22 protein-coding genes and 1 tRNA gene are annotated in these 19,881 nt (G+C 64.9%); 13 read left to right on the top strand and 10 right to left on the bottom strand.

What is annotated here, in order from left to right:
- The first annotated feature begins 22 nt into the window (after window positions 1–22).
- From CLM73_RS08335 to CLM73_RS08325, 3 genes are all read left to right on the top strand, one after another.
- Window positions 23–967, top strand: coding sequence for an AEC family transporter (locus tag CLM73_RS08335; protein ID WP_105238051.1), 945 nt, complete (start codon window positions 23–25; stop codon window positions 965–967).
- 145 nt (window positions 968–1,112) lie between these two features.
- Window positions 1,113–2,336, top strand: a complete 1,224-nt coding sequence (locus CLM73_RS08330; protein ID WP_105238050.1) for a YeeE/YedE family protein — start codon at window positions 1,113–1,115, stop codon at window positions 2,334–2,336.
- A 199-nt stretch (window positions 2,337–2,535) separates the two neighbouring features.
- Window positions 2,536–4,203 carry an FMN-binding glutamate synthase family protein gene (locus CLM73_RS08325; RefSeq protein ID WP_105238049.1) on the top strand — a complete coding sequence of 556 codons (1,668 nt, stop codon included), beginning with the start codon at window positions 2,536–2,538 and terminating at the stop codon, window positions 4,201–4,203.
- 16 nt (window positions 4,204–4,219) lie between these two features.
- Here the strand turns inward: CLM73_RS08325 and CLM73_RS08320 are convergent, their stop codons facing one another.
- Window positions 4,220–5,728, bottom strand: coding sequence for a phospholipase D-like domain-containing protein (locus CLM73_RS08320; protein WP_105238048.1), 1,509 nt, complete (start codon window positions 5,726–5,728; stop codon window positions 4,220–4,222).
- Between the two features lie 9 nt (window positions 5,729–5,737).
- Window positions 5,738–6,073 carry a DUF883 family protein gene (locus CLM73_RS08315; protein ID WP_056567225.1) on the bottom strand — a complete coding sequence of 112 codons (336 nt, stop codon included), beginning with the start codon at window positions 6,071–6,073 and terminating at the stop codon, window positions 5,738–5,740.
- Window positions 6,074–6,445: 372 nt separating this feature from the next.
- On the opposite strand from CLM73_RS08315, the gene egtD reads away from it, so the two are divergent.
- The 5 genes from egtD to CLM73_RS08290 all read left to right on the top strand — a co-directional run bounded on the left by egtD (window position 6,446) and on the right by CLM73_RS08290 (window position 9,937).
- Window positions 6,446–7,423 carry an L-histidine N(alpha)-methyltransferase gene (gene egtD / locus CLM73_RS08310; RefSeq protein WP_105238047.1) on the top strand — a complete coding sequence of 326 codons (978 nt, stop codon included), beginning with the start codon at window positions 6,446–6,448 and terminating at the stop codon, window positions 7,421–7,423.
- A gap of 36 nt (window positions 7,424–7,459) precedes the next feature.
- Window positions 7,460–8,776 carry an ergothioneine biosynthesis protein EgtB gene (gene egtB / locus CLM73_RS08305; RefSeq protein ID WP_105238046.1) on the top strand — a complete coding sequence of 439 codons (1,317 nt, stop codon included), beginning with the start codon at window positions 7,460–7,462 and terminating at the stop codon, window positions 8,774–8,776.
- 104 nt (window positions 8,777–8,880) lie between these two features.
- Window positions 8,881–8,957: transfer RNA gene (locus CLM73_RS08300), tRNA-Met, on the top strand.
- A 253-nt stretch (window positions 8,958–9,210) separates the two neighbouring features.
- Window positions 9,211–9,504, top strand: a complete 294-nt coding sequence (locus CLM73_RS08295) for a type II toxin-antitoxin system RelE/ParE family toxin (RefSeq protein WP_105238045.1) — start codon at window positions 9,211–9,213, stop codon at window positions 9,502–9,504.
- 88 nt (window positions 9,505–9,592) lie between these two features.
- Complete coding sequence (locus CLM73_RS08290; RefSeq protein WP_105238044.1) at window positions 9,593–9,937, top strand: addiction module antidote protein; 345 nt, start codon at window positions 9,593–9,595, stop codon at window positions 9,935–9,937.
- Window positions 9,938–10,110: 173 nt separating this feature from the next.
- Here the strand turns inward: CLM73_RS08290 and CLM73_RS08285 are convergent, their stop codons facing one another.
- From CLM73_RS08285 to CLM73_RS08275, 3 genes are all read right to left on the bottom strand, one after another.
- Window positions 10,111–11,034, bottom strand: a complete 924-nt coding sequence (locus CLM73_RS08285) for a hypothetical protein (protein ID WP_105238043.1) — start codon at window positions 11,032–11,034, stop codon at window positions 10,111–10,113.
- Window positions 11,035–11,235: 201 nt separating this feature from the next.
- The gene (locus CLM73_RS08280) at window positions 11,236–11,427 is read right to left on the bottom strand and encodes a hypothetical protein (RefSeq protein ID WP_056567236.1); all 192 of its coding nucleotides are present in this window, start codon (window positions 11,425–11,427) and stop codon (window positions 11,236–11,238) included.
- 108 nt (window positions 11,428–11,535) lie between these two features.
- Window positions 11,536–11,787: a hypothetical protein gene (locus CLM73_RS08275; RefSeq protein WP_105238042.1), complete on the bottom strand. Its 252-nt coding sequence runs from the start codon at window positions 11,785–11,787 to the stop codon at window positions 11,536–11,538.
- A 260-nt stretch (window positions 11,788–12,047) separates the two neighbouring features.
- On the opposite strand from CLM73_RS08275, the gene CLM73_RS08270 reads away from it, so the two are divergent.
- Window positions 12,048–12,239, top strand: a complete 192-nt coding sequence (locus tag CLM73_RS08270) for a hypothetical protein (RefSeq protein ID WP_105238041.1) — start codon at window positions 12,048–12,050, stop codon at window positions 12,237–12,239.
- 28 nt (window positions 12,240–12,267) lie between these two features.
- Here CLM73_RS08270 and yddG read toward each other — a convergent pair whose 3' ends face one another.
- Window positions 12,268–13,176 carry an aromatic amino acid DMT transporter YddG gene (gene yddG, locus CLM73_RS08265; protein ID WP_105238040.1) on the bottom strand — a complete coding sequence of 303 codons (909 nt, stop codon included), beginning with the start codon at window positions 13,174–13,176 and terminating at the stop codon, window positions 12,268–12,270.
- Window positions 13,177–13,203: 27 nt separating this feature from the next.
- Between yddG and CLM73_RS08260 the strand changes: the two genes are divergently transcribed.
- The gene (locus CLM73_RS08260) at window positions 13,204–13,512 is read left to right on the top strand and encodes a 6-phosphofructokinase (protein ID WP_234015827.1); all 309 of its coding nucleotides are present in this window, start codon (window positions 13,204–13,206) and stop codon (window positions 13,510–13,512) included.
- Between the two features lie 22 nt (window positions 13,513–13,534).
- Here the strand turns inward: CLM73_RS08260 and CLM73_RS08255 are convergent, their stop codons facing one another.
- The 4 genes from CLM73_RS08255 to CLM73_RS08240 all read right to left on the bottom strand — a co-directional run bounded on the left by CLM73_RS08255 (window position 13,535) and on the right by CLM73_RS08240 (window position 17,584).
- Window positions 13,535–15,109 carry a sensor domain-containing diguanylate cyclase gene (locus CLM73_RS08255; protein ID WP_105238038.1) on the bottom strand — a complete coding sequence of 525 codons (1,575 nt, stop codon included), beginning with the start codon at window positions 15,107–15,109 and terminating at the stop codon, window positions 13,535–13,537.
- A gap of 161 nt (window positions 15,110–15,270) precedes the next feature.
- Window positions 15,271–15,492 (bottom strand): hypothetical protein, encoded by a 222-nt coding sequence (locus tag CLM73_RS08250; protein WP_056567253.1) that lies wholly within the window; start codon window positions 15,490–15,492, stop codon window positions 15,271–15,273.
- A 105-nt stretch (window positions 15,493–15,597) separates the two neighbouring features.
- Window positions 15,598–16,779: an AI-2E family transporter gene (locus tag CLM73_RS08245; RefSeq protein WP_234015826.1), complete on the bottom strand. Its 1,182-nt coding sequence runs from the start codon at window positions 16,777–16,779 to the stop codon at window positions 15,598–15,600.
- Window positions 16,780–16,870: 91 nt separating this feature from the next.
- Window positions 16,871–17,584, bottom strand: coding sequence for a DUF3053 family protein (locus CLM73_RS08240; protein ID WP_105241424.1), 714 nt, complete (start codon window positions 17,582–17,584; stop codon window positions 16,871–16,873).
- A gap of 203 nt (window positions 17,585–17,787) precedes the next feature.
- On the opposite strand from CLM73_RS08240, the gene CLM73_RS08235 reads away from it, so the two are divergent.
- The 3 genes from CLM73_RS08235 (at window position 17,788) to CLM73_RS08225 (ending at window position 19,866) form a co-directional block, all read left to right on the top strand.
- Window positions 17,788–18,147, top strand: a complete 360-nt coding sequence (locus CLM73_RS08235; protein ID WP_056567256.1) for a hypothetical protein — start codon at window positions 17,788–17,790, stop codon at window positions 18,145–18,147.
- A 660-nt stretch (window positions 18,148–18,807) separates the two neighbouring features.
- Window positions 18,808–19,089, top strand: coding sequence for a hypothetical protein (locus CLM73_RS08230; RefSeq protein ID WP_056567258.1), 282 nt, complete (start codon window positions 18,808–18,810; stop codon window positions 19,087–19,089).
- Between the two features lie 84 nt (window positions 19,090–19,173).
- Window positions 19,174–19,866, top strand: coding sequence for a cytochrome b/b6 domain-containing protein (locus CLM73_RS08225; protein ID WP_105238037.1), 693 nt, complete (start codon window positions 19,174–19,176; stop codon window positions 19,864–19,866).
- Window positions 19,867–19,881 lie beyond the last annotated feature (15 nt).

Raw genomic sequence — 19,881 nt, 5'->3', positions numbered from 1 at the left:
TTCCGCCCTCGCGCCCTCGCCCATGAACGCCGTCGTCACCGCCGCCCTGCCGGTCTTTGCGTTGATCCTGACCGGCTGGTTGGCCGCGCGCTGGCGCATTCTGGGCACCCACGCGACCGACGCGCTGAACCGCTACGTGGTGTACCTGTCCTTGCCCGCGCTGCTGTTCCGCGCGATGACGCAGGTGGATCTGGCGCACATGGCGCACTGGGGATTCGTCGGCGCGTTCGCCGGCGGCATCGCCGTCACGTTCCTCGTGTCGTTCCTGCCGCGCAAGCGCGGACCGCAGACGCTGACCGACCGCAGCATCGAGGGCCTGGCGGCTTCCTACGCCAACGCCGGCTACATGGGCATTCCGCTGTGTCTGGCGTTGCTGGGCGCCGACAGCCTGACACCCGCCACCTTCACCACCTTGCTGACCGCCAGCGTCCTGTTCGGATTTGCCATCGCGCTGATCGAGTTCGACCGCCAGCAGACGCCCAATTTGCCCGCGACGCTGCTCAAGGTGGGCCGCGCACTGGTGCGCAACCCGCTGCTCGCCGCCCCCGTGCTGGGACTGGCCTGGGCCGCCACGGGCGTGGCGCTGCCCGAAGGCGTCGACCGCTATGTGGCCTTGCTGGGTGCGTCGGCCAGTCCGTGCGCGCTGGTGACCATCGGCCTCTTCCTGGCGCAGACCGAAACCGCCAGTTCCGGACCCGGCGTCCTGCGCCTGGTGCTGGGCAAGCTGCTGCTGCAGCCGGCGGCAACTGCGGTGCTGGCGTTCTACGTATTCTCGATGCCGCCGCTGTGGGCGTGGACTGCCGTGCTGATGAGCGCGCTGCCCATCGGCACCGGCCCCTTCATGTTGGCGAAGATGTACGGGCGCGATGCGCGCGTCACGTCGCGCGCCATCCTCGTCAGTACCGTGGCGTCGGTGCTGACGGTCAGCCTGCTTGTCGCGTGGATCAGCGCGCATCCCGTCTCATGACCTGCAGCGTCTTATATAACTTGCGGTTATCGTTAAAGCACGATTCCTTCGTTTGAGAAATTTAACGCCAGAACTAGACTGGCGGCTATTCCCACGGGTGCGACCACGCACCCGTTTGCATTTACGTCTTCTCCTCGGGATTTCCATGAGCGCCAACGCTTCCTCCCTGCCCCTGTCCCCGGCCCTGCCGCCCATCCAGATCAACCGCAAGCCGCTGTGGATCGCGCTGCTGCTGGTGCTGGCCGGCGCGCTGTATCTCAACCAGACCGTCAGTTGGCGTCAAGGCGCGCTGTGGGTGATCGGCGCGCTGCTCGGCGTCACGCTTTACCACGCCTCGTTCGGCTTCACGCAGGCCTGGCGCGTGTTCGTGTCGGACCGCCGCGGCGCGGGCCTGCGCGCGCAGATGCTGATGTTGGCCGCGGGCGTGCTGCTGTTCTTCCCGTTCCTGGCTGCGGGCTCGCTGTTCGGCCAGCCGGTCACCGGCTTCGTATCGCCCCCGGGCGTGTCGGTCGTGCTGGGCGCATTCCTGTTCGGCATCGGCATGCAGCTGGGCGGCGGATGCGCGTCCGGCACGCTCTTCGCGGTGGGCGGGGGCAACACGCGCATGGTGGTGACGCTGCTGTTCTTCATCGTGGGTTCGGTCATCGCCACCGCCAACTTCGGCTGGTGGTCCAGCCTGCCGGCGCTGGCGCCCACCTCGCTCATCAAGGCGTGGGGCCTGGCGCCCGCCATCATCGCCAACCTGGCCGTCTTTGCCCTGATCGCCTGGATCGCCACCGTGCTGGAAAAACGCCGCCACGGCCACGTGATTTCCTTCGCGTCGCGCACGGCGCGCCCGGCCTCGCTGCTGCAGGGCCCGTGGCCGCTCATCTGGGGCGGCGTGGCGCTGGTCGTGCTGAACTTCGCGACGTTGGCGCTGGCCGGCCGTCCGTGGGGCATCACCTCGGCCTTCGCATTGTGGGGCGCCAAGGCGCTGGACGCGGCGGGCGGCGACGTCGCCACCTGGGCCTACTGGGCCAAGCAGCCGTCACTGGCCGCGCCGCTGCGCCAGGATGTCACCACCGTCATGGACATTGGCCTCATGCTCGGCGCACTGGCCGCCGCCAGCGCGGCCGGCAAGTTCGCGCCCGTCTGGAAGGTGCCCGCGCGCTCGCTCGCCGGCGCGGTGATCGGCGGCCTGCTGCTCGGCTATGGCGCGCGCCTGGCCTTCGGCTGCAACATCGGCGCCTACTTCAGCGGCATCCTGTCGGGCAGCCTGCATGCCTGGCTGTGGCTGCCTGCCGCGTTTGCCGGCAGCGCGCTGGGTGTGCACCTGCGTCCGCTGTTCGGCCTGGCCGTCGAGAAGACGCCCCCGGCGTCCAGTTGCTGAGAAACTGTGTTCCAGCAATGGCCTCCTGATGCAGGGGGCCATTTTTTTGCCTCGCTGTAAAGCCAGCAGCCATGCGGGTTACGGCCTGCGGCACACATGCGCGAGGCCCGCGCCAGCGCAGGCGCGCACCGCGCGCCATTCATCCGCCAGACGGCTGCCCTGGTGTATGGTGGCTCCATTCCGAGATACGGAGATGGACATGAAATGGATAGCCGGCCGCTTCACGGCCTTTTTCCTGACATTGGCCGGCGCGGCGATCACCGCGGTCCTGGCCGTCACCGCGTCCTTGTGGTGGCTTGCCGCCGCTGTGCCGTTGGCGCTGCTGGGCGCGCTGGGCGTGTACGACCTGATTCAGCCGCGCCACGCCATCCGCCGCAATTATCCGGTGCTGGGCAACCTGCGCTTTCTGTTCGAATTCATCCGCCCCGAGATCCGCCAGTATTTCCTGGAGGACGACACGCAGGCCTCGCCCTTCTCGCGCGCGCAGCGTTCCATCGTGTACCAACGCGCCAAGCGCGAGATCGACAAGCGTCCCTTCGGCACCCAGGAAGATGTCTACGGCGACCGCTACGAATGGATCAACCATTCCATGTCGCCCTCGCACATCAACGACACCGACTTTCGCGTGACCGTCGGCGGGCCCGATTGCACGCAGCCCTATTCCATGTCGGTGTTCAACGTGTCGGCCATGAGCTTCGGTGCGCTGTCGGCCAACGCGGTGCTGGCCCTGAACGAAGGCGCGCGGCAAGGCGACTTCGCGCACGACACGGGCGAAGGCGGCATCAGCCGCTACCATCGCCAGCCGGGCGGCAGCCTGGTGTGGAACATCGGCTCGGGTTACTTCGGCTGCCGCGACGAGCACGGCGCCTTTTCCGAAGAGGCCTTCGTGCGCAACGCCTGTACGCCGCAGGTCAAGATGATCGAGATCAAGCTGTCTCAAGGCGCCAAGCCGGGCCACGGCGGCATCCTGCCCGCGGGCAAGGTGACGATCGAGATCGCCGAAGCGCGCGGCGTCGCGCCCTGGCAGGACTGCAACTCGCCGGCCAGCCATTCCGCGTTCGACAGCCCCATCGGCCTCATGAAATTCGTGGCGCGCCTGCGCGAGCTCTCGGGCGGCAAGCCGGTCGGCTTCAAGTTCTGCGTGGGGCATCCGTGGGAATGGTTCGCCATCGTCAAGGCCATGCTGGAAACGGGCATCACGCCGGACTTCATCGTGGTGGACGGCGCGGAAGGCGGCACGGGCGCGGCGCCCGTCGAATTCGTGGATCACGTGGGCACGCCGCTGCGCGAGGCGCTGCGGCTGGTGCACAACACGCTCATCGGCGTGAACCTGCGCGACCGCATCAAGCTGGGCGCGTCGGGCAAGATCATCACCGCTTTCGACATGGCGCGCGTGATGGCGATGGGCGCCGACTGGTGCAACGCTGCGCGCGGCTTCATGTTCGCCATCGGCTGCATCCAGGCGCAGGCCTGCCACACCGGCAAGTGCCCCACCGGCGTCACCACGCAGGATCCGCTGCGGCAACGCGCGCTGGTCGTGCCGGACAAGGCGCAGCGCGTGGCGAACTTCCACAAGAACACGCTGCACGCGCTCGCCGAACTGCTGGCCGCGGCGGGGCTGACCCACCCTGGCCAGTTGCGTCCGCACCATATCGCGCGCCGCATCTCGCCCAGCGAAATCCGCCTCTTGTCCGCGCTGTTCCCGGAGCTGGCGCCCGGCGAACTGCTGCGCGGCGAGTTCCGGCATCAGGTCTTTCGCGCGGGCTGGGCGATGGCGCAGGCACAGTCGTTCCAGCCCACGCACGACATCACCACGGCGCTCGCGCGGGAACATGCTGCTCAGGCCGCCGCGGCCGGCAATTCCTGATCGTCCGCCGCGTCCGCTACAGCCAGCGCTCGAACATGCGCGAGAACGACTCCATGAAGCGGTCGTCCAGGCCGCGTTTCTTCCAGGCCTCGGGCGTGACCTGCACGGCATCGGCCACGTCGCGCTGAAAGAGCGTCTCCATCTCGGCCGCAAACTCCGGCCCCAGCACCACCGCGTTGATCTCGTAGTTCAGCGCAAAACTTCGCCAATCCAGGTTGCTGGACCCAACGGTCGACCAGACGCCGTCGACCACCGCCGTCTTCGCATGCAGCAGCGCGTCGCGCCGTTCGTAGATCTTCACACCGGCGCGCAGCAGATCGGTGTAATGCGACCGTCCCGCGTGGAACACCAGCGACGAATCGCTGAAGCCCGGCAGCACCAGCACCACGTCCACGCCCCGCCTGGCCGCGGACTGCAGCACCTCGATGAACGCAGGATCGGGCACGAAATACGCCATCGTGATGTGGATGGATTTCTGCGCGCTTTCGAACGCGGACATCAGCGTCAGGTAGACCGTGTAGCCGTCGCTGCGGTCGGGCTGGTTGGCCAGGATGCGGACCGTGGTGTTGCCGACGGGCGGCGCGACCTGCGAATCACCGCCCTTGATCGGCTCCTTCGCCTGCGACGCCCAGCCGGCCTGCAGCACCTGCTCCAGCTCAGCCACCGCCGGGCCTTCGATGCGCAGATGCGTGTCGCGCCAGGGAGCGGAATCGGCGTCTTCCGGCGGGTCGCCGGCTTTATCGCCGGAACCGCCGCCCGAACCACCACCAGAACCGCCGCCAGAGCCCGAACCCGAGCCGCTCCCGCCGGAGAACGACGACGACTCGTACACGCTGCTGACGTTGATGCCGCCCAGGTAGCCCACCTTGCCGTCGACGACCAGCACCTTGCGGTGGTTGCGCTGGTTAGGCGACCAGCCAGCGCGGGCGTTGACCGGATTGACGGGATTGAAGACCGCCACCTGGACGCCCGCGTCGCGCATGCGCTGGAACAGCGCATCAGGCGTCTTGATCGTGCCGACCGCGTCCACCATCAACGACACCTCGGCGCCCCGGTTGCGCGCCGCGATCAGCGCTTCGGCAAAACGCTGGCCTTCGGCATCATCCTCGAAGATGTAAGTTTCCATGTGGACGTAGCGGCGAGCCTGCCCGATGGACTGGAGCATCGCCTTGTACGTGCTGGGACCGTCGGTCAGCAGACGCACGCGATTGCCCTTGACCAGCGGCGCGCCGCTGACTGCCTGCTCCACCGCCAGGTGCCGGGCAAGGAAATCGTCCTTGGGTGTCTGAGGGTCCGCTGCAATGCCTTGCCCGCGACGGTAACTGTCCTGCGCCGCATCCGCGGACAGGCCGGCCTGCGCGGCGCGCGCGTGCCGCTCCTGCGCGTCCGGGACGCTGGCGCAGGCGGCGAGCACGGACGCAACGCACGCAAACAGGACGGCGCGCGCCCATCGGCGCGCGTCAGCCGTCAGTTCCTGCCAGGCATCGCGCGGCCCACCCCGGCTCAGGGCCGGTAATGGGCTCATGATGCGCCTCTAGCGTCGGTTGCCCGCCACGAAGATGCAGCCGAGCACGGCGCCCACCAGCGCCGCCACGCCGACCGACTTCCACGCATTCTCATGCACGTATTCGTCTGCGTAAGCCGTGGCCCGGCGTGCCCGTTCCCGAGCCACGCCTTCCCACCCGCCTGCCGATTCGCGCGCATCCGCAAGCTGACGCTTCAGGCGCGCGCGCGCCGATTCGATTTCGGAGCCCGTATACGACGCGGTCGAACGCAAGAGGTCTTCCGTCCCGGCGAGCAGCTCGTGGAAGCTGTCATTGACGCGTTCACGATGCAAAGCCATTTCAGCGCGCTGGTGCTTTCGATTCATGGTTAGCTCCTTGTATTTTTGGACCGTCCCGGCCAACGCAACCGTTGCCTGATGCAACGCAGCATCGCCAGGGCCGCGGGACACATCGACCCGCATGGCCGAAGCCCCATTGTCCATAGCTATGGCCCCGACTGCCCGAGCTTTCGCAACCAGCCGTAAACCGATATTTCAGCGGAGCGAAACTTGCTGATGGCAACGTCTGACGCCGGATGCGGATCAGCAGGCACATCTTGTCGCGCCCGGCCAAACGCGTTTTCGATTTCGTAAAAGTCCATTGCATTCAGAGGCTTGGCGCTTGACACGCAAACCCCCTCAGCCGCCACAATAGGCCTTCTCAATGCGCTTCAACCGCCCCAAAAAGGAACTGAACGCATGGTTTCCCCTTCCGCACTCCTTGCCGCCGTTTCTCCTGAATTCGTCGCGCAAGAACCGCAGCATCAAAGCGCCGAGCAGATCGAATTGCACGATGGGTTGCTGGACAGCTCCGCCCACATCGACCCAAAGTTTCTGTACGACGCGCTGGGCTCATCGCTCTTCACGGCCATCACGCAGTTGCCCGAGTACTACCCGACGCGCTGTGAGGACGAAATCTTCCAGCGTCACGGCGCGGACATCGCCCGCCACGTCGGTCCGATACAGGCCATGGTGGACCTGGGCGCCGGCGACTGCGTCAAGGCCGAGCGGCTTTTCGCCAGTCTGCGGCCCAGCCACTACGTGCCGGTCGACATCTCGGCCGACTATCTGCAGGCGGCCGTGCGCCGGCTGAAGCTGTCCTACCCCGACATGCGGATCACGGCAGTAGGACAGGATTTCTCGCATGAACTTGCGTTGCCCGACGACATACCGACAGCGCAGCGCCTTTTCTTCTATCCAGGCTCCAGCATCGGCAATCTGGGACCCGACAACGCGTACGCCATGCTGCGGCGGATCCGAGAATCGTGTTCTGGCGGCGGCCTGCTGATCGGCGTCGACCGCGTCAAGCCCCGAAGCGTGCTGGAACCCGCGTACGACGACGCGCTGCACCTGACCGCCGCGTTCAACCTGAATCTGCTGCGCCACGTAAACGCGGTGCTCGGCAGCGATTTCAATGTCGACGACTGGCGCCATGTGGCCATCTTCAACAGCGAACGTTCGCGGGTCGAAATGCACCTGGAAGCGCAGCGTGCACTGCGCGTCGCCTGGCCCGGCGGTTATCGCGACTTCAAGCGCGGCGAGCGCATCCATACGGAAAACTCGTACAAGTTCACGCCACAGGCCTTCAGCGACCTGCTTCATCGCGCCGGCTTTCGCGATGTCGCGCACTGGTCGGATGCCCGCGACTGGTTTTCTGTTTTCAGCGCCCGCGCCTGACGCGGGACCACCCACGACGCCCCCCGGAGGATCGCCATGGACCCCGCATGCCTGCTGACCCATCCCGCCATCGCGCCCTATGCCAGCGGACAGGCCGGACAGCACGACCGCTACGACGCCGTACGCTCGACCACCGCCGCGCTCGCCGCGCCGCTGAGCCCCGAAGACTGCCAGGTGCAATCCATGCCCGATTGCAGCCCCGTGAAATGGCATCTGGCCCACACCACCTGGTTCTTCGAAACGTTCCTGCTGGCGCGCTTCGACACATCGACGCCGCCCTTCCATCCGCAATACCGGATGCTGTTCAACTCCTACTACAACGCTGTCGGCGCGAAACATCCGCGGCCGCAGCGCGGCCTTTTGTCGCGCCCGCCGCTGGCTGAGGTGCTGCGGTACCGCCAATACGTCGACGAAGCGATGCACGCGCTGATTTCACGGCTGGGCGGCAACGATGCCGACTTCGACGCATTGCTAGAGCTTGGCCTGAACCACGAGCAGCAGCACCAGGAACTGATCCTGACCGATCTGAAGCACATGCTGTCGGCCAATCCGCTCAGGCCCGCGTACGTGGCGCCCGGCCAACCGGCGCTGCCGCCCGCCACGGACGCGGGGTGGACCCGCTACGAAGGCGGCATCACACGCATCGGCCACGACGGACGCGGGTTTGCCTTCGACAACGAAGGCCCGGCTCACGACGTCTTGCTGACGCCCTACTCCCTGTCCGATCGCCTCGTGACCCAGCGCGAATTCCTGGCATTCATCCAGGACGGCGGGTACGAGCGGCCCGAACTATGGCTGTCGATGGGATGGGACATGGTGTGCGCGCAAGGCTGGCGCGCGCCGCTCTATTGGGAAAGCGACGACGACGACTGGCACGTCTTCACGTTGCGCGGCATGCAGCCCCTGGAATTGGAGGCGCCCGTCACCCACGTCAGCTATTTCGAGGCCGATGCCTACGCGCGCTGGGCTGGCGCGCGGCTCCCGCGAGAAGCCGAGTGGGAGCACGCCGCCCGCCAGCTTTCGGAAGACACCTACTCGGCCCGCGCGAACCTGCTGGAAAACGGCCACCTGGACTCCCGCCCCGCCCCCGGACGCAACGGCCAGGGCGGTCCCGTCCAACTGTTTGGCGACGCGTGGGAATGGACGTCGAGCGGCTATGACGCCTACCCCGGCTTCAAGCCCAGCGCCGGCGCCGTTGGCGAGTACAACGGCAAATTCATGTGCAATCAGTACGTGCTGCGAGGCGGCTCCTGCGCCACCCCGCGCGATCACATCCGGCCAAGCTACCGGAACTTCTTTCCGCCCGAGGCGCGGTGGCAGTTTTCGGGCATCCGGCTGGCTCGGGATGATTGAGGGGATTTTTGCGCCCGTCCACTTGCACTCCGAAAAAACTTCGTGCTAGAATTTCGTTCTTCGTTGAGCAGCAATTGCAACGCAAACTGTTCAGCAAAAGGGATGGCGCATTAGCTCAGCCGGTTAGAGCGACGGAATCATAATCCGCAGGTCCCCTGTTCGAATCAGGGATGCGCCACCAAAGAATTCTAAAGGCCCGCACATCGTGCGGGCCTTTTTCATTGCCGCGCATGCAACGTTGCATGCAGTGGCTGCGACTCACTTCACTCCCTTCGCGCTTTAAATCCATCTCGCCGAACAGGCAGCAGATGCCAACCGACTACGCCAGGAATGTATCCCAAAGGCTACACAATACTTGACGTATCGTATCCACATGGATACAGTTGTTTATCCGCGACCGGCCAGGAGGGGTGGAATGATGATAGGCGCCAGGAATGAAAGAACTGGAAAGCACCGAAGACTATGACAAGTTCGAAGCAGATTTGAAGGATCTGCGGGCTCGGGCGAAAATTCAGGCGCGCATTCAACGACTGCGTGCCGGCAATCCAGGAGACCACCGAAACCTTGAAAAAGGCGTATCGGAACTTCGGGTTGATGTCGGTCCAGGATATAGGGTCTATTACACGCAGCGGCAGGACGGAACGCTTGTAATCCTTCTTGCAGGGGGCAGCAAGTCATCGCAACAGACTGACATTGCAAGCGCTTACCGATTGGCCTCGAGCCTTTAATCTCTTGCCTTTGAACGAAGATGAGGCGTGATTGCATCGGCAGTAAACACGCTTGGAAATTAGGCTCCACACGCATAGGAGCAGAAACATGGCAAAGCTTCAAACAAAAAAATACGACATCGCAGAGCGGCTTCGTACAGCCGAGGAAATGGCGCTTTATCTGGACGCCTGCATCGAGGAAAGTGATGGCGATGCCGCGTTCATTGCAAAAGCACTCGGAGATATCGCTCGTGCGCAAGGTATGACGAAGATCGCCAAGGACACAGGCATGTCGCGCGAAAGCCTGTATAAGGCGCTTTCCGGAGAGCGCTCTCCCGACTTCGCCACGATTCTCAAGGTCATGGGAGCGTTGGGAATTTCTTTCCGGGCAGCCGCCACCCCTCGACCGAATGCTGACACCGCTGCGTTTGGCAACATCGCCTGCCCTGGATAAGTCCTCGTCGACGCGCGCTTGTGTCTAGCGCGCATTTCAAAGCAGCTCAGGCAACGGACTCATAATCCGTCGGTGGTGACGAGCTCAAACGAAAGACGTGGCGTCAAACAAAGGAAAAAGGCCCGCACACTGTACGGGCCTTCCTTCATTCGGACTGCGTACATCTCAACCCATCAAGTCCGATACACCGTATCGCGCCGACGCCCACCCCACGTCGCAGCCAGACTCGCCACGAACGCGCCAATCAGCATCGACGCAAAGCCCCACAGCGCAAACGCCGCAGCGGCCTTGCGCGCCGCGTCCGCGGCTTCCTTGGCCTTCACCTTGGCTTCTTCCGCGGTCTTCTTGGCGTTCTGGATCGCCTCGTCGACGCGGCGTTGCGCCACGGCGGGTTCGACGCCGGCCTGCGCGGCCACGACCTTCACCACGTAGTCGCGATCAGCGGGCGTCATGTCGCCGCGCGTGATGCTCATGGCGACGATGCGGCCGACTTCTGCACGGGCCGCTTCAGGGTCGGTGTTGGCTTCAGGACGTTCCGAGCGCATCAGGGTGTCGGTGAGATAGTCGGTGGCGCGTTCCATGCCGCCGCCGCTGCTCGCACCCGCCGCGCCAGCCGTCGCCGCTGCGGTCGCCGCGGTGCCGGCAGTGGCCGCCACCGACGCGCCAGCCTTGGCCGCGCCCGATGCCATGGATGCGAGCGCCGATCCCAGCAGCGCAGCGCTGACCACGGCGCTCAGCGCCCAGACCAGAAAGCCATGCGCCGTATCGCGGAAATAGACCTCATCCGAGTGCACGTCGACCCATTTGGTCCGCAGGCGTCCGGCGACATAGCCGCCGATGCCGTACGAGATGATCTGCGTGATCAACATCCAGACGATGATGCCGATACCGATGGCCGGGGCCGACATGCCCTCGTCGCCCCACGGCGATACGGACAGGAAACCCAGGCCGGTGCCACCAGCAAACAACGCGAGCGAGAGCGCGGCGGCAATCACCGCGCCGGCGAAGACCGCCGCCCACGACACGGCCGAAATGGCGGACTCACGTGGAGGCACGCCATCGGCATAGGGTTGGCTCAATGAAGACGTATTTTGCATGATCGATCCTTGTCCAGAGTCTTACGCATCCGCGCTGACGCGGGTGCCAAAGCGGGAATGACGAACCGGCCTTCAGTGCCAGAACAGCGCCAGCAGAATGATGATGGGAATGGGCACGCCAAGCAGCCACAACAGGATGGAGCGCATGGAAACCTCCTTGCTTCGATGAATGGATCTGGATTGAAGTGACGCCGGCCGCAATCAGGCCAGGTCGATGGTGCCCGGGGCGCGGGGATCCGGCGCGGGCGGCGTGGGGTCGATGACGTCGGGATTGTCGGTGGGACGACCCGGGTCCGGACGCGGATCGTCCGCAGGGGCATTGCCCGGGAGCGCCGGATCGTCGGGCGTAAGATCGTCCGGCTGACCGGGTTCTCGATGCGGGATCTGGGACATGATTGCCTCTCCTCAAGCAGCGCACGACGCGCTTCGGTTGAGCATCAGCAAATGGCGTGCCTGGGGACCTTCAGGGGTTCAGTGCCATCGAGGAAAGCGCAACAGCCGTCAGTTCTTGCGCTTGCCGCCGGACACAGCAGTCTCACGTTCGGGGGCCTCGCCAGCCAGAAAAGCAACAACGGCGGCCTTGCCGGCGGTGGAGGCTTCATCCTGGCTGGCGTATCGCTTTTCCGAATAATTGGTGCTGCGCACATTCCCGGATTGGGGATCAAGCAAGGTGATGATCCAGGCAAATTCGCCAGGCGAAAGCTGGCGGACCTGCAGGGTGGCGCGCGTGCCGGGGCGGAGTTCTTGCGGCATCTGGCGGCCTCTTCGGTGTTTCGATGACGCCATCGTAGCGCAATCGCGCCAAGCCGCCGCCCCCGGACACAACGGCTGGAAAATGCTGCGCCCGCACACCGATTTCATGCTGCAGCGTGCGCGGCTAATACGCCACAAAGCCGACAACCGACAAGGAAAACCCTAGGGTGCAGTCCTGCAATACAGGCGCACAATCGTCTCAAACATCAAGACCGCTCAGCGGCGCCGAATCCCCTAAATAAGGCGAGGACGGAGACAACATGACTTACGTAGCAGTTTTCATGAGCTGTTTGATGGTTATGGGTATCGTCGCGTTGGTGATTCAAACGATACGAAGCGCGGGGCCCGAACCCTGGCTGAAGATATCGGCGGCGATAGTGAGTTCCACCTTTGCATCGCTGATGCTGGTCCCGTTGGGGTTCGCCGTTGCCCTGACAATGCTCGTCGACTAGTCCTCCCCCACCGAAGGCCAGGCCCGGACTATCCGTTACGGGCCGGTCTGCCGCGGGTTGCCGCCCAACACAACAATGAACCGGCGGTGACCATCGCCACGCCCTGCCAGAACGACAGGGTGAGCGGCGTCGCCAACCAGAGCGCGGCAAAAAAGGTGGAGAAGACCGGCGTGAAGTACGACGCGGTGGCCAGCAAGGTCAGGTTGCCTCGCAGTATCCCCACGTTCCAGAATGCGTAGCCGCTGGCCATTGCGCCGCCGGCCACGCATAGCTCGATCGTGGCTGGCGTCGTGAACGCAAGCGCGGGTTCCGCACTGATCGCATACTTGATCCACAGGACAGCGGCGGTCAGCACGAAAAACAGCGCGACGCCGTTCTTGCCGTCGGCAAAGCGCTTGGTCACGTTGCAATACACGGCCCAGATGATGGCGCCGCTGAAAGCCAATCCATAACTGAGAGGATTGCTCGACACATTGGCGACGGTGCGTTCATACGACAGCCCGCCTGCTCCGCCCACGACCCACACGATGCCGCAAACCGACAACAAGATGCCCGGCGCTACCCAGACGCTTGCCCGCTGCCCGTTGATGATCATGGCAAACACCACCGTCAGGCACGGCCACAGGTAGTTGACGATGCCCAACTCGATGGCTTGCCCGCGATCGGCTGCGAATCCCAGCGACAGCGACAGGCAGATCTCATAAGCGACGAACAGCAGGCTGCCCACGATGAGATACGACCGGGGAAACGTGCGCAGCTTCGGGAATCCCAGCAGCAACACCAGCAAGATGGAACCCACTGTATAGATGAGCGCGGCGCCGCCGATCGGGCCAAAGTTTTCACTGACGCCACGAATCAGGCCGACAACCGTGCCCCACAGCAGGATCGCCAGCAAACCGAGGGAAGTGGCCGCATTCCGGCCAGGATTCAATTGCATTACCGTTTCCGATTGCGCGCCGTGCCTATGCAAGAACTGGGCTGGCCCGGCACCAAGGCGGCAAGTTTAGCGAAAACCGAACGGAGAAATCGCGGCATGGCTATTTCCACACGCAGGTTGAGCGACGTGCTGGCAAGCACGAATTCGGGGCGGCTTTACCGCATAGAAGTGTTCTTGCGGACGGAGGATGCGGGGGCTGATGCGGTGCCGCGCGCCGGCTTGCGCTACATATTCAGAACGTCCGAAGGCGATTCCGTCATCGCCCTGGACGACAAGCGCTATCGACTGGGATCAGGCGAAGTCGTGACGGCGCTCACGCCTCGCCAAGGCACGTAACGCGCCCGGCCTGGCGGCGGATTCACTGGTCCAGCGCCACCCGCCGCTTGCCCAGGCCCTTGGCCCGATACAACGCGACATCGGCGCGCTCGAGCAATTGCAGCATGGTGGCGCCCGACTGGGGATACACCGCGATCCCGATGCTCGCCGACACCGCGACGCGAACGTTGGGATACGGCAGCGACAGGCTCTCGACCAGCGCCTCGGCCACCAGCCGCGCGTCCTCCTGATTGGCGCCCAGCAGCAGTACCGCGAACTCGTCGCCGCCCAGCCGTGCCGCCACATCGGAAACCCGGATGGCGCTGGCCATGCGATCGGCAGCCTCTTTGAGCACCGTGTCGCCCGCGGCGTGGCCGTGCATGTCGTTGACGGCCTTGAAGCCATCCAGGTCGATCGCCAGGATCGAGAACGAATCGCCGCTACGCTGCGCGACCGCCAGCTCGCGCAGCACGAGCTCGCCGAACAGCACCCGGTTGCACAAGCCGGTCAGCGGATCGTAGTGCGCCAGGTGCTGCGCGCGCGCCAGCATGCGCGATGCCTGCAGCATCGCGGCCCCGACCTCCTGGGCTTCCTTGATGCGCGTGGCCGGCAGCTCCACGGTGCGGCCCTCGCCCAGCGCCAGCGCTGGCGCCACCAGCCCCTGCACGGCCGACGTCAGCCGGCTCGCCAGCCTGATGGCCAGCCACAACCCCAGGCCGAATGCGAACAACGTGCCCATGCCGATCCACGCAATGGAGCGGTAGAGGTCCGTGGTCAGCAACTGCATCGGTGCGCCTGCGGCAACCGTCCAGCCCGATAGCGCCGACCGGCTGAACGCGGTGTAGACCGGTGTGCCTTCCTTGGTGATCGTTTCCAGCGATCCTTCGCCTTCCTGCTGGACAGCGCGGGCCAGCGCCGGCACCGCCTTCTGGCCGACGAATTTCGACGTGTCGCGGGTGCGGGCGACGATGGTTCCGGAGTCGTCCAGCACCGCGGCCACCCAGCCCTCCGGTAAGGCGCGGCGGCCCAACACGTTGCCGATGCGCTCGGGCGACAGCCCCACGTTCAGGCTGTAGACCACCTCCCCGCCTCGCACCACCGGCACGCCCAGCGCGATGGTGGGATCCTTGTTCAGACCGCTGGCGAACAGACCCGTCAGCACCGGCATGCGCGACTGGAAGACGCGAAGCAACTGATCAGGTGCACCCGTGGACGGCAACGCCGTGCCATACGGCACCTGCGTGTTGATGATCTGGCGCCCTTCCTTGTTGGTCAGGACGTAGCTGTCGACGATCTGGAATCGCACGGACTCGCGTGCGCGCCGATGGAAGCCGGCGAGGTCTCCTTCGACCAGGTCCGGAGACGAAGCCAGCATCTGCAATCCGGCTTCAACGCCCGTGAGCTCGCGATCGAGAATTGCCGTGAGATTGCGCGCCAGAAAGATCGTGTCGCGAAAGATGCGTTCCTTCTGGATGACGTAGCTTTCGTATACCGCGACCGTCGCCACGATGAGCGCAGGGGTGATACAGGCAAAGACGAGGGCCAGCAGGCCCGTGCGCATGGAGTAGCGGCGCGTCCGGCGCCGGCGCACGCCCGCGAGCGTTTCGCCGTCAGCCATGGCGCGCCTCGCCATTCAAGATCCGCATCGCGCGGACGTTCGACCAAAACAACACCCGTGGGCTCATGCGCCTCCCGATACGCCCTCCCGGCACCCCCGCCGGGCCTGGATGGAAACCCAAAGATTATTGCAGAACGCCCCCGCTGCCGACCCTTGGCAGCCTATTTCTCTTCCAGATCCGGCGTGCCGGCAAATTGGCTCTTGAGCAGCGTCAGCGCGCCTTTCTCGGCCAGCGCCTCGTTGGGGAACACGTGCTTGGTGTCTTCCAGGATGGGAAAGCCGAAGATGCGCACGCGGGTGTGGTACCCGTCAGGCGTTTCGGCAAATTCGATGTCAAAGTTGCGTTCTTCGATCCAGCCCGACCGATGCAGTTTCCATTCCATATCCAACGCGCTCCTGTTTGGCGAAGTTGACACGAAAGGCCGGCCGCGATGACCGGCGCTGCTACACCATACACCCGGCCGGGCGCGCATGGGCGCCCGGCGCGCTCAATCGTCGTGGGGTTGCCGGTCCCGGGCCAGCGCTGCCTGCGTACCCGCAGCAGCGCCGCCGGCCGCCGGCGGCGTGCCGGCGACGGGGTTGCCCGGTAGCGGCGCGCTCGCTGCGGGCACAACAGTGGGATCACTTGCCGCGGGCGAGAACAGATCCCAGCTTGCCATGAACAACGCCGCAATCAGCGGACCGATCACAAAACCGTTCAGGCCGAACAACGCCATGCCGCCCAACGTGGAGATCAGGATCACGTAGTCGGGCATCTTCGTGTCCTTGCCCACGAGAATGGGCCGCAGCACGTTGTCGACCATGCCGATGACCAACACGCCGAACGCGATAAGCACCGCGCCCTTGACCACGTCGCCCGTCAGCAGGAAGTACACGGCCACCGGCGCCCAGATCAGCCCCGCGCCGATCGCCGGGAGCAGCGACAGGAACGCCATGATCACGCCCCACAGCAGCGCGCCCTGGATCGACAGGATGGAAAAGATGATGCCGCCCAGCGCGCCCTGCGCCGCCGCCACCGCGACGTTGCCCTTGACGGTGGCGCGCACCACGGTCGTGAACTTGCGGAACAGATGCTGCTTGTGCATGTCGCTCAGCGGCACCGCGCGCCGCAGCCGTGCCGACAGCTGCGGTCCGTCGCGAAGCAGGAAGAACAGCAGGTACAGCATGATGCCGAAGCTGACCACGAACTGGAACGTGTCCTGTCCAATGTTCAACGCCTGCGTCGCCAGGAACTGGCTCGCCTGCATGGCGCCGGCGCTCAGCTTGTCCTGCAGGCTGGGGATGTCGGCCAGGTCGAAGCGCGCCAGCAGCGCATGCACCGACGGCGGCAAGGCGTCCATGGCCTGCTGGAAGTACGCGCCAAAGTTGATCTGGCCGGACTTGATGCTTTGATAGAGGCTCGCGCCTTCGCTCACCAGCGACCCGCTGATCACGACGAGCGGAAGAATCACCAGCAGCAGCACCAGCAGCAGCGTGATCAGCGCGGCCAGATTGCGCCGGCCGCCGATGCGCGCCACCAGGCGCCGCTGCAAGGGAGCGAAAAGGATGGCAAGAATGGTGCCCCAGAACACGGCCCCATAGAAAGGCCACAACAGCCAGCCGAACGCGATGGTGACCACCACGAGCAAAAGCACGAAGGTTCTGTAATGCACGCCTGAAGATTCGCTCATAGTCCGTCCACGCCACGGCATGCGCCGCAAGAGCCGCATTGTACAAAGCGCCGCCGGGCGGCGCTCGGATCGCGAAGGGGCTGCCGAACCGCTATGGCGCCGCTGTACCCGCGCTGGCCGCCTGCAGCAGCGTGGCGCGCGCGGCCTCCAGCCCGTCGGACTGCGCATTCAGGGCTTGCAGCCGCAGGTTCAGTTCCTGTTGCAACGTGGGTTTTGCCACCTTGGTTTGCCCGTCCTCGAAGCGCACGTCCGCGGCGTTGGCCGCCACGAAGTCCGCGATGGCCAGCGCGTCGCGGGCGACCGAGTCCATCCGGGCCGCGGCTTGCATCATGTCGGCGGCAGGCGCAGTCACCGCCTCGTCGTAGACGCCGTCATACACGGGCGCGAGGTCCGCGGGCAACGCCAGGTCCGCACGCGCCTTGTCGGCCTTGCTTCGCGCGGCCTGGACCTGCGCGGCGCTGTCGGCCAGCGTCTTGCGAGCCGCCTGCAGGCCGGCCTTGCGCTCCACGATGTCGCTTACTGACCGGATCGTCTCCACGGACAGGACCTCGCGCAGCGGCGCGGCGGCCTTGGCCATGGCGTCCTGGAAGTCCGTCATCAACTCGTACGCGTCGTCGTAGCCGCCGATCGCTTCTTTTTCCGGCTTGCTCAAGAGGCCAATCGGCACGAGCGTCACGTTGTTCATGCGAACCTGCAAAAGCTGTATGAAGGCGGCGCGCTCCTGCGGCTCTTTGTTGACGCATGCCGCCAGCGAAAGCATCGAGACCACCGCCATGCCTGTCACCCACGCACGGACCAAATTCATGCGCATCCTTTTGCACTCCGATTCTGCAGATTACGGAAAGATTATCCGGTAGCGCCGACCCTGGGTCCGGAAGGGGCGAAATTTGTTGCCATCGAAGCGAGTTGACACAGGGCGGCCGGTGTCCGTGCCCACAGCGCCGGCGTCCTCTAAAATCACGGATTCGGCGGCAGGCAGCCGCCCACAACATTGCCTTGGCTGACCACATGACTCAGAACGCTTCCCCCCTGCCCTGGGGTTTCACGCTCCCGGATTGCCGCGGCGCGAACGCATTGCTCCACTTCATGAATGACTTGGCACGGGTGGTCAATCAGTACCTCGGCCACGGCAAGCTATCGGAAGAAGCGCTGGCGGACGCCCAGAAGGCTGTAGACGCGCTGCTGGAACGCTATGTGGAAATTCAGGCCGCGCCCGAGGCCTTCGACGACGAGCGCATCGAACTGGCGCTGGAAACCTTGCCGCAGCCTGATGGCACGACCAGCGCCCAGGTGGCGCTGCGCATGTCGCCGCGCCTGGAGGGCCTCATCATCGAGGCCCAACGCCAGGCCCGCCCCGCGTCGCACTGAGGCGTTTTTGCACGGCCGGATGCCCATCCGGCCGAAAATGCTTGCATAATCGTCCAATTACTAATATTATCGACGATTGGATCTACGCAGTCGGGTCTTCGGACCTAAGTGTTCGCACCTAACTCCGGTACGCCATGTCCGCAGTAAGCGACTGCACCATATAGATCCCCCCGTAAGCTCTGCGTCCTTGCGAAGTACAACGCAAAATACGCAAACCCAGAGCGCCATCGGAAATCACACGCCTTCGCCCTTTCGCCAGTCCGGATCGGCCTGAAGCAGATACACCCACATTACACGTTGCTTTTCCGGAAGCAGCGACGCATGCCGCGGTCCAACCACCGCGAGCGCCAGAGCCAACCCACTCTGTGCGCACCCAGGGCTGCACCAGCACACGCCAACGCGCCTGCGCCCCGCAGCCCGACCGATGCTCTCCAAGACTGGACGAAGGCATCTCAACGCCGGCCCGGCGCGCAAAAAACATGAGAATGCGCAAAAGAACGGCGGCAGCAATGCGTTAGTGTCATGTAACGCCTGTCCAATACATCCGGCGGACAGGCGCGACGCGAATATCCGGCCACGTGCCCGGCATTTGGCCGCCACGCGCACACCATGACAAGACGCAGCTTTTCCAATAACTAGAACCTAAAGAGAACACACAACATGAATACTCGTTTCACCACCACCGACCTGATCCGGCGCCCGGCCCATACCCAGCTCGACGACATGCCCATCCACATCGGCGACATCGTCTACCTGAAGCCGGCAAACGGCCCCGAGATCCGCGCCACGGTCATCTTCAACGCGCCGATCAACGGCACCACCACCTACACCACCGAAGTCGTGCCGTGCGGCGCGCCCGCTTTGAGGACGCCCGCCCAGCGCATCCGGTTCCGCCACGAGCACGTGCATCGCATCGAACCGGTGCGCCGCAACGCTCGCTAAGCAACCCACACCGCCGCGCTTACCCCGCGGCGGTTTGCTTTGTGCGTGATAAATTCCCTGCAACTTCAGCCCGCTGATCTCACCATGCAGAACAATCGTCTCGCGGTCCGCATCTGGGACCTCCCCACCCGGCTCTTTCACTGGGCGCTTGTCGTCTGCATCGTCGGCGCGTTCGTCAGCGTGAAGCTGGGCGGCCTGTATATGGACTGGCACGTGCGCTTCGGCTGTACGGCGCTGGGCCTCATCCTCTTTCGCCTGCTGTGGGGCTTTGCCGGACCGCGCTATGCCCGGTTCGCGCATTTCGTTCGCGGGCCCGGCGCCGTGGCCCGCTATCTGAAGGGCGCGGCAGCCCCCGCCGGCCACAATCCGCTGGGCGCCCTGTCGGTCATGGCGCTGTTGCTGGTCGTGGGCTTTCAGGCGGTCAGCGGCCTGTTCACCACCGACGACATCATGACGCAGGGCCCGCTGTTCGGGCACGTCTCCGAAGCCACGGCCAACGCCATGACGTCCTGGCACAAGCTCAATGAGTGGGTCATCATCGGCCTGGTCGCCCTGCACCTGCTGGCCGTCACCTGGTATGTTGTCGTGCGCCGCAAGCGCCTGGTGCGCGCCATCATCACCGGCAACGTCGATGCCAAGGACGTCCCTGCCGGCACGCCGCCCGCGCAAGACGGCCTGGCCATCTGGTTGCGCGCCCTGTTGCTGGGCGCCTGCGTGACCGGGCTGGTGCTGTGGATACGATCGCTCGAGATCGTGTCCGACATGTCGTTCTCCTGACCGCTCCCCATCAAG

Source organism: Achromobacter spanius (assembly GCF_002966795.1).
GTDB lineage: Bacteria > Pseudomonadota > Gammaproteobacteria > Burkholderiales > Burkholderiaceae_B > Achromobacter > Achromobacter spanius_D.
Note: the sequence above shows the minus strand (reverse complement) of the source record. Positions and strands in the feature narration are given on the sequence as shown.